Below are 5,765 nucleotides of genomic sequence, written 5' to 3'. Positions count from 1 at the left end.
AGCCGCGCCCGGATCGCCCAGACCTGTTTTGGCAAGAGTGGCCGCTTCTGACCGATGATCCGCCCCTTGTTCCAGGCTCTGCGTTTCGGGGTGGTTGCGGGAAGTTGGACTCTTGGCATGATATGCCCTCCAATCCTCCCTCCAAGCCCATGCACCAGCACCGCGCTGGCCGTGGAATTGTATCCTCATTGGCAAGGGCAGTTCTCGGACGGCGCCCGACCGCGCCGGTGCTGCAGGTGCATTTGGCCGCTCTGAGCCCAGTTTGACGAATGAGGCGCGTGCAGAATGTCAAACCTCTTCATTAAAAATTGCCAACGTGCCAAACGCTTTTTCCCAGCGTTCTCGCAAAGGAACCCACTCAGTTGGATTCGGTGAATAGATTTCTGACTTTTTTAATCAGATACTCTTGTGTTCTAAATTTGCACCCCCTATGAGGGGCCCATAACCATCTAATTGGAGAGCCCAAATGTCTTGTAAGACATCCTTTAGCGGCTTCCTTGGTGCTCTTGTAGCCAGCGCGACCCTGTTCGTGTCAGCAACCGATGCTCAAGCAGAAGCCTTGACGTTCACCGACATCGCAGGCCGCGAGGTCACCCTTCCTGAAATGCCTGACAAGATCATTCTGGGCGAAGGCCGCATGATGTATGGCATCTCGGCTGTGACCGAAGGCAACCCGTTTGAAAAGATCGTCGGGTGGAACAACGACCTGATCGTTTACGATCCCGACGGCTTCCGCAAATTCGAAGGGGCCTTCCCGGAAGACACCGCGCGCTTGATCAATTTCGGCAACCCCTATGCGGGTGATTTCAGCATCGAAGCGGTGCTGGAAAGCGAAGCAGATCTGGTGCTGTTGGAATCGGGCAGCCTGTTTAAGGCCGAAGAAACCGGCCTGATCGAGAAGCTTGACGCCGCAGGCGTTCAGGTGGCCTTTATCGACTTCCGCCGCAATGCGACCGAAAATGTCGTGCCGTCCCTGCTGCTGTTGGGCCGCGTGCTGGGCGAAGAGAAAGAAGCTGCCGCGTTCATCGACTTTTACATGGCGCAGATGCGTCAGGTCACAAATGTCATTGACCAGATCCCGGCCGAAGAACGCCCGCTGGTTGTCGTTGAAAACGCAGCTGGCTGGCAGGTTGATTTCTGCTGCTGGTCCTTTGGACCGTACAACTATGGTCGTTTCGTAGAACTGGCCGGGGGCACCAACTATGCCTCGACCTTGGCCAACGCCTATTCTGTGACGCTGAACCTTGAAGGCGTGATCGAAGCCGATCCGGCCCATATCGTTGCGACCGGTGCAAACTGGGCTGAATCCCGTCCTGAAGTGGCTTCGGTTCTCTTAGGTTACGACGCAACCGAAGAGGCCAATCTGGAGCGGATCACAGCGCTTGCATCGCGTGATGGCTTTGCGGATCTGGAGGCTGTGAAGGCTGGCAACTACCACGCCATCTTCCACCAGTTTTATAACTCTCCCTATCACTTTATCGCAATCCAACAGCTGGCAAAATGGTTCCACCCAGACGATTTCGAGGATCTGGACCCATGGGCCAACTTCCAAGAGCTTCACGAGCGTTTCTTGCCGTTCGAAGCCGACGGAACATTCTGGATGTCCGCACCCGCGACCCAGTAATGCACAAACCTGACCTGCGGATGAACTTTCGCAGGTCATTTCCTTTATCAGGTTGCCAAAAATGACTGATCAAACAATCGCGCCGAATGCATCGGTTCTTGTTCAAGATTACCGCAAGCGAAGCAGTCGCAGACTGCTTATCGTGCTCGCCGCGATTGCAGCACTGGCCGCGCTCGTGATCGTCGATATTATCACCGGACCGGCGCACTTGACTTTCGGGCGCACGTTGCACGTCATTTTAGATCCGTCCATCGCCACGCCAAAAGAAAGCGTGATCATCTGGAAACTGCGCCTGCCTGTCGCGCTTATGGCCGTATTGGTCGGCGCGATGCTTGGCGTTGCTGGGGCAGAGATGCAAACCATCCTCAACAACCCGCTCGCAGACCCGTTCACCTTGGGGCTTTCTTCGGCGGCCAGTTTTGGTGCTGCGCTTGCCATCGTGCTTGGGTGGTCCATCGTCCCCGGTGTTGGCGGCTTGTTTGTCACCGTGAACGCCTTTGTCTTTGCCATGGGGGCGTCCATGGCGCTTTATGTGTTCACCAAGCTGCGCGGCGTGTCGCCCGAGGCAATGATCCTTGTGGGCATTGCCATGCTGTTTACCTTCAACGCACTGCTCGCCTTCCTGCAATATGGTGCATCCGAGATGCAGTTGGCGCAGTTGATTTTCTGGCAACTTGGCTCGTTGTCGCGCGCCACATGGGACAAGGTGGCGATTTGCGCCGTTGTTTTGGCGGTGCTTCTGCCGTGGTTTTACAGCCGCGCATGGGCGTTGACCGCCCTGCGCATGGGAGAAGAAAAAGCTGCCGCTCTTGGCGTCAACGTCGGACTTCTAAGAGTGGGCGTCTTGGCCGGGGTATCATTGCTCGCGGCTGTGGCTGTGTCCTTTGTGGGGGCCATCGCCTTTGTCGGGCTGGTTGGCCCACATATCGCACGCATGGTGGTGGGCGAGGATCAGCGCGGCTTTCTGCCCCTGTCCGCGCTCTGCGGCGCGTTGATCTTGTCGGGCACCTCGATCGCCTCGAAAGCAATCACGCCGGGCATCGTCTATCCGATTGGCATGATCACCTCGCTGATTGGCATCCCGTTTTTCGTCCTCCTGATCCTTGGGCAGCGTAAGAGGCACTGGCAATGAATGGTTTACGAGCAGATGGCCTGAGCTTTGCTTACGGGGCGCGCAAGGTTTTGGAAGATGTCAGCTTTGACACACTGCAACCCGGCAAGCTAACGGCGCTGATCGGCCCGAATGCGGCCGGGAAATCAACACTCTTTCGGGTGATTTCGGGGCTGCTCAAGCCTGAGAGCGGCAAGACCTATCTGGGCGAGACTGACCTCGATGGGCTCAGCAGCCGCAAGCGCCTGAAGCGCATATGTTTCATGCCGCAGTTTTTCGCGGCCAATGCAGCGTTGACTGTTTTTGACGTCGTTATGATGGCCCACAAACAGCTGGAAGGCTGGCGGGTGACGGAAGACGATATGGCCGCCGTTGCGAACGCGCTAGAGGCCGCCGGAATTGGACATCTGTCCGAGGCTTATGTTAGCGACCTGTCAGGCGGGCAGTCGCAGATGGTGTCAGCCGTACAAGCGCTGGTTCGGCACTCTGATGTCTATCTTTTGGATGAGCCAACCTCGGCGCTGGATCTGCGCCATCAGATTTCCGTGCTTGATCAGATCAAAACAGCAGTTGCCACACGCAATGCTGTTGGGATCGTGGCCTTGCATGATTTGAACCTCGCCGCGCGTTTCGCCGATCACCTTTTATTGGTCGGAAACGGCCGAATTCTTGCGCAGGGCGCACCCGGCGAAGTGCTGCGTTCACCCGCGATTTCAGAAACCTACGGGGTGGACATCGAGATTTCCACCGGCCCAAGAGAGGACCTGCTCGTTCATGCTTACGCGTCGTAATTTCACCCTGTCCATGAGCGCCTTCGTGAGTGCTGGGGCCGCTATAGCCTGTCCGGCACCTGCGCCAGACGTCAATGCGCACTCTGTCTTGATGCTAAACGCAGACTGCGGTGACCCGGATACACCCAATGTTTTTGAACCGTCTCTGCTGCGCATAGATGTCGGCGACACGGTGACCTTCCTTGCCACAGATGAAGGCCATAACTCGGCTTCTAAACGTGGCATGATCCCAGAAGGGTCCGCCCCGTGGAACGGGGCAATTGATGAAGAGCTGACAGTTGAGTTCACAGTTCCGGGCATCTACGGCCACATCTGTGTTCCGCATTACGAATGGGGCATGGTCGGCTTGATTGTTGTTGGCGGTGACCTGCACAATCTGGCAGCCGTAAAGAAAGTGCGCCACCCTGGCACCGCACGCAAAGCTTTCCGTTCGCTTCTGAAAGAACTTGAGGCCTAACGCGTGGGCTATGTTCTTTATAATCGGCTGGGGTCGGGTGGTTTTGTCATTGAAGCCGCCATGACGCTGGCCGGAATAGATTTCACCTACGAACCGCTGCCCTCCACCCCAGATACGCCAGTTGGCGCACTTGTTTCAAACCTAAATCCTTGGGGCCAGGTTCCGATCCTAACGACAGCTGATGGTGATGTGCTGACCGAGCTAGCGGCAATCCTAATCTGGCTGGCAGAACAGGAGCCCACTTTCAGCACTGGGCCCAACCTCTGGATTAACGATCGCGCAGCGTTTCTGCGTTGGACCGTTTTTATGTCGGTCAACATTTACGAGGGTATCCTACGGCGCAGTTATCCTGAACGCTATGCCGATGTTTTGGATGGGTCGATGGATCCATGCGCATTGAATAGAAGCCTACGCGTTGCAGCAAAACGCAGAACACATGATGCATTGCTTCTCATCGAGCGACAGTATGAGCACAACGATTTCCTTTTAGGCCCGAGACTGTCCGTTGCTGATGTTTTCCTCGCGATGCTGTACGCTTGGCACAATGAGCACCCAGCATTACCGCGTTGTGCGGAAGTAACAAAAACCGTGGCGCAGCACCCAGTTGTTCGACCGATCTGGCAAAAAAACTTCATGAGTCGTTTGGACAGAGATTGGACAAATAGCTCCAAGCCATAGGAAAGCTTGCCAATTCAAGGCGCTCTTGGACAACCTGCCGCCTGACCAGTATGTCCTCGCAGACAATACCCATGAGGTCGATTGGATCAGAGACAAGATCTGGGAACAGGGGCTGATCAGTGTCGCTGGATCATGGCTCGCTTCTTTGCCGGGTTCACTTTTTGAGCCCTTCCGACAAAAAATCATTCTCGGCCGCCAGCCTCCCAATCTTGGCATGCAAATCTTTGACCTCAGCTTCCGTCGGGCCACTCTGCTTGCCGCCAGAAAACACATCGGCCATCCCGTCGATAGCCTGCCGATTCCATGTGCTGACTTGGTTCGGATGCAGTTGATGCTTCGCAGCGATCTCTTGCACGGTCTTGTCGCCACGCAGCGCTTCCAACGTCACTTTGGTCTTAAACTGATCTGTAAAATTCCGGCGCTTTGCCACCTTCGTATCCCTTCAAAGGTTTGGGGTACACCTTAGCTGACTGTCCAGTTTTCTGGGACCACTTCACGCTTGGCGGGCTCATTGTTGTCGTTCATATAGGTTTCAACTGTTGACCAGCCGAAGCCGTCATATGCTTGGCGCACCGCAGTCATCGAAGCCTCACGCTCGCAACCCTGCCCCCTAGCTTGCGGCAGCAACCACCACGGCAGTTGTCTCGGCCTGCCTAACCCCTGCCAGAAACCGCAGATCCCGACCACGGCGTCCGTTGTTGTTACGGATCATCCAGACGCCAAACCCGGACAGATGCCATGACTCCAAATCAGACTTTAACCAGTTCCACGTCTGAGCATTAGAAATCGGGCCGCCATAGTTTGCGGACGCATCTTCGTCGGTGAAAAACGCCGCATAGGCGTCAAAGCCGGATTGGTCGGGCGGATCAAGCGCCAGCTTGTCGGTTGTTATTGAGGGAGTTTCCATGTCGGTCCTTGTTTGTTGTGCCCGCCGCTCGCCAGGTTAATCCGGCATCAGCTGCAAATCCTGCGGATCAGGATCACTCCCTGACACATACATTGAGCGTTCCCGCCACGCGTTGATCGTATTTTTCAGTTGCCTACTGGCGGGGAAACCCCAGTTCCGCACCCGTTAAACGAGGTCTGCCAGCTTGAGCCTCTGGA

General features: G+C 55.9%; 8 protein-coding genes and 1 pseudogene. 5 read left to right on the top strand and 4 right to left on the bottom strand.

The features are described from left to right. Nucleotides 1-119, bottom strand: a pseudogene (locus tag ACXAH3_RS16420) (integrase); the annotation flags it as partial. A 347-nt stretch (nt 120-466) separates the two neighbouring features. On the opposite strand from ACXAH3_RS16420, the gene ACXAH3_RS16415 reads away from it, so the two are divergent. The 5 genes from ACXAH3_RS16415 to ACXAH3_RS16395 all read left to right on the top strand — a co-directional run bounded on the left by ACXAH3_RS16415 (nt 467) and on the right by ACXAH3_RS16395 (nt 4,661). Next, a complete protein-coding gene (locus tag ACXAH3_RS16415) occupies nt 467-1,624 on the top strand; it encodes an ABC transporter substrate-binding protein (protein ID WP_474863341.1) in 1,158 nt (385 codons plus the stop codon). A gap of 61 nt (nt 1,625-1,685) precedes the next feature. After that, nucleotides 1,686-2,756 (top strand): FecCD family ABC transporter permease, encoded by a 1,071-nt coding sequence (locus ACXAH3_RS16410; RefSeq protein WP_474863339.1) that lies wholly within the window; start codon nt 1,686-1,688, stop codon nt 2,754-2,756. Beyond that, entirely contained in the window at nt 2,753-3,526 is a 774-nt protein-coding gene (locus ACXAH3_RS16405) for an ABC transporter ATP-binding protein (RefSeq protein WP_474863337.1), read from the top strand. The genes ACXAH3_RS16410 and ACXAH3_RS16405 overlap by 4 nt, the downstream gene beginning before the upstream one ends. Next, complete coding sequence (locus ACXAH3_RS16400; RefSeq protein ID WP_474863336.1) at nt 3,510-3,983, top strand: pseudoazurin; 474 nt, start codon at nt 3,510-3,512, stop codon at nt 3,981-3,983. The genes ACXAH3_RS16405 and ACXAH3_RS16400 overlap by 17 nt, the downstream gene beginning before the upstream one ends. 3 nt (nt 3,984-3,986) lie before the next feature. Further along, nucleotides 3,987-4,661, top strand: coding sequence for a glutathione S-transferase family protein (locus ACXAH3_RS16395; protein WP_474863334.1), 675 nt, complete (start codon nt 3,987-3,989; stop codon nt 4,659-4,661). A gap of 154 nt (nt 4,662-4,815) precedes the next feature. On the opposite strand, the gene ACXAH3_RS16390 is transcribed toward ACXAH3_RS16395, so the two are convergent. The 3 genes from ACXAH3_RS16390 to ACXAH3_RS16380 are packed head-to-tail and all read right to left on the bottom strand — an operon-like array spanning nt 4,816 to nt 5,568. Next, nucleotides 4,816-5,091, bottom strand: a complete 276-nt coding sequence (locus ACXAH3_RS16390) for a transposase (RefSeq protein WP_474863332.1) — start codon at nt 5,089-5,091, stop codon at nt 4,816-4,818. A gap of 32 nt (nt 5,092-5,123) precedes the next feature. Next, complete coding sequence (locus ACXAH3_RS16385) at nt 5,124-5,348, bottom strand: GNAT family N-acetyltransferase (protein WP_474863330.1); 225 nt, start codon at nt 5,346-5,348, stop codon at nt 5,124-5,126. Next, the gene (locus tag ACXAH3_RS16380; RefSeq protein ID WP_474863343.1) at nt 5,272-5,568 is read right to left on the bottom strand and encodes a hypothetical protein; all 297 of its coding nucleotides are present in this window, start codon (nt 5,566-5,568) and stop codon (nt 5,272-5,274) included. Before ACXAH3_RS16380 ends, ACXAH3_RS16385 begins: the two co-directional genes overlap by 77 nt. Nucleotides 5,569-5,765: the final 197 nt, after the last annotated feature.

The organism is Aliiroseovarius sp. ABM4_368, assembly GCF_056161205.1.
The sequence above is the reverse complement of the archived record's forward strand: the minus strand, read 5'-3'. Positions and strand labels throughout refer to the sequence as shown.

Excerpts from the sequence above, each read along its gene's own strand:
- ACXAH3_RS16380 (WP_474863343.1), bottom strand. The coding sequence starts at position 5,568 with ATGGAAACTCCCTCAATAACAACCGACAAGCTGGCGCTTGATCCGCCC.
- ACXAH3_RS16405 (WP_474863337.1), top strand. The coding sequence starts at position 2,753 with ATGAATGGTTTACGAGCAGATGGCCTGAGCTTTGCTTACGGGGCGCGC.
- ACXAH3_RS16415 (WP_474863341.1), top strand. The coding sequence starts at position 467 with ATGTCTTGTAAGACATCCTTTAGCGGCTTCCTTGGTGCTCTTGTAGCC.
- ACXAH3_RS16400 (WP_474863336.1), top strand. The coding sequence starts at position 3,510 with ATGCTTACGCGTCGTAATTTCACCCTGTCCATGAGCGCCTTCGTGAGT.
- ACXAH3_RS16410 (WP_474863339.1), top strand. The coding sequence starts at position 1,686 with ATGACTGATCAAACAATCGCGCCGAATGCATCGGTTCTTGTTCAAGAT.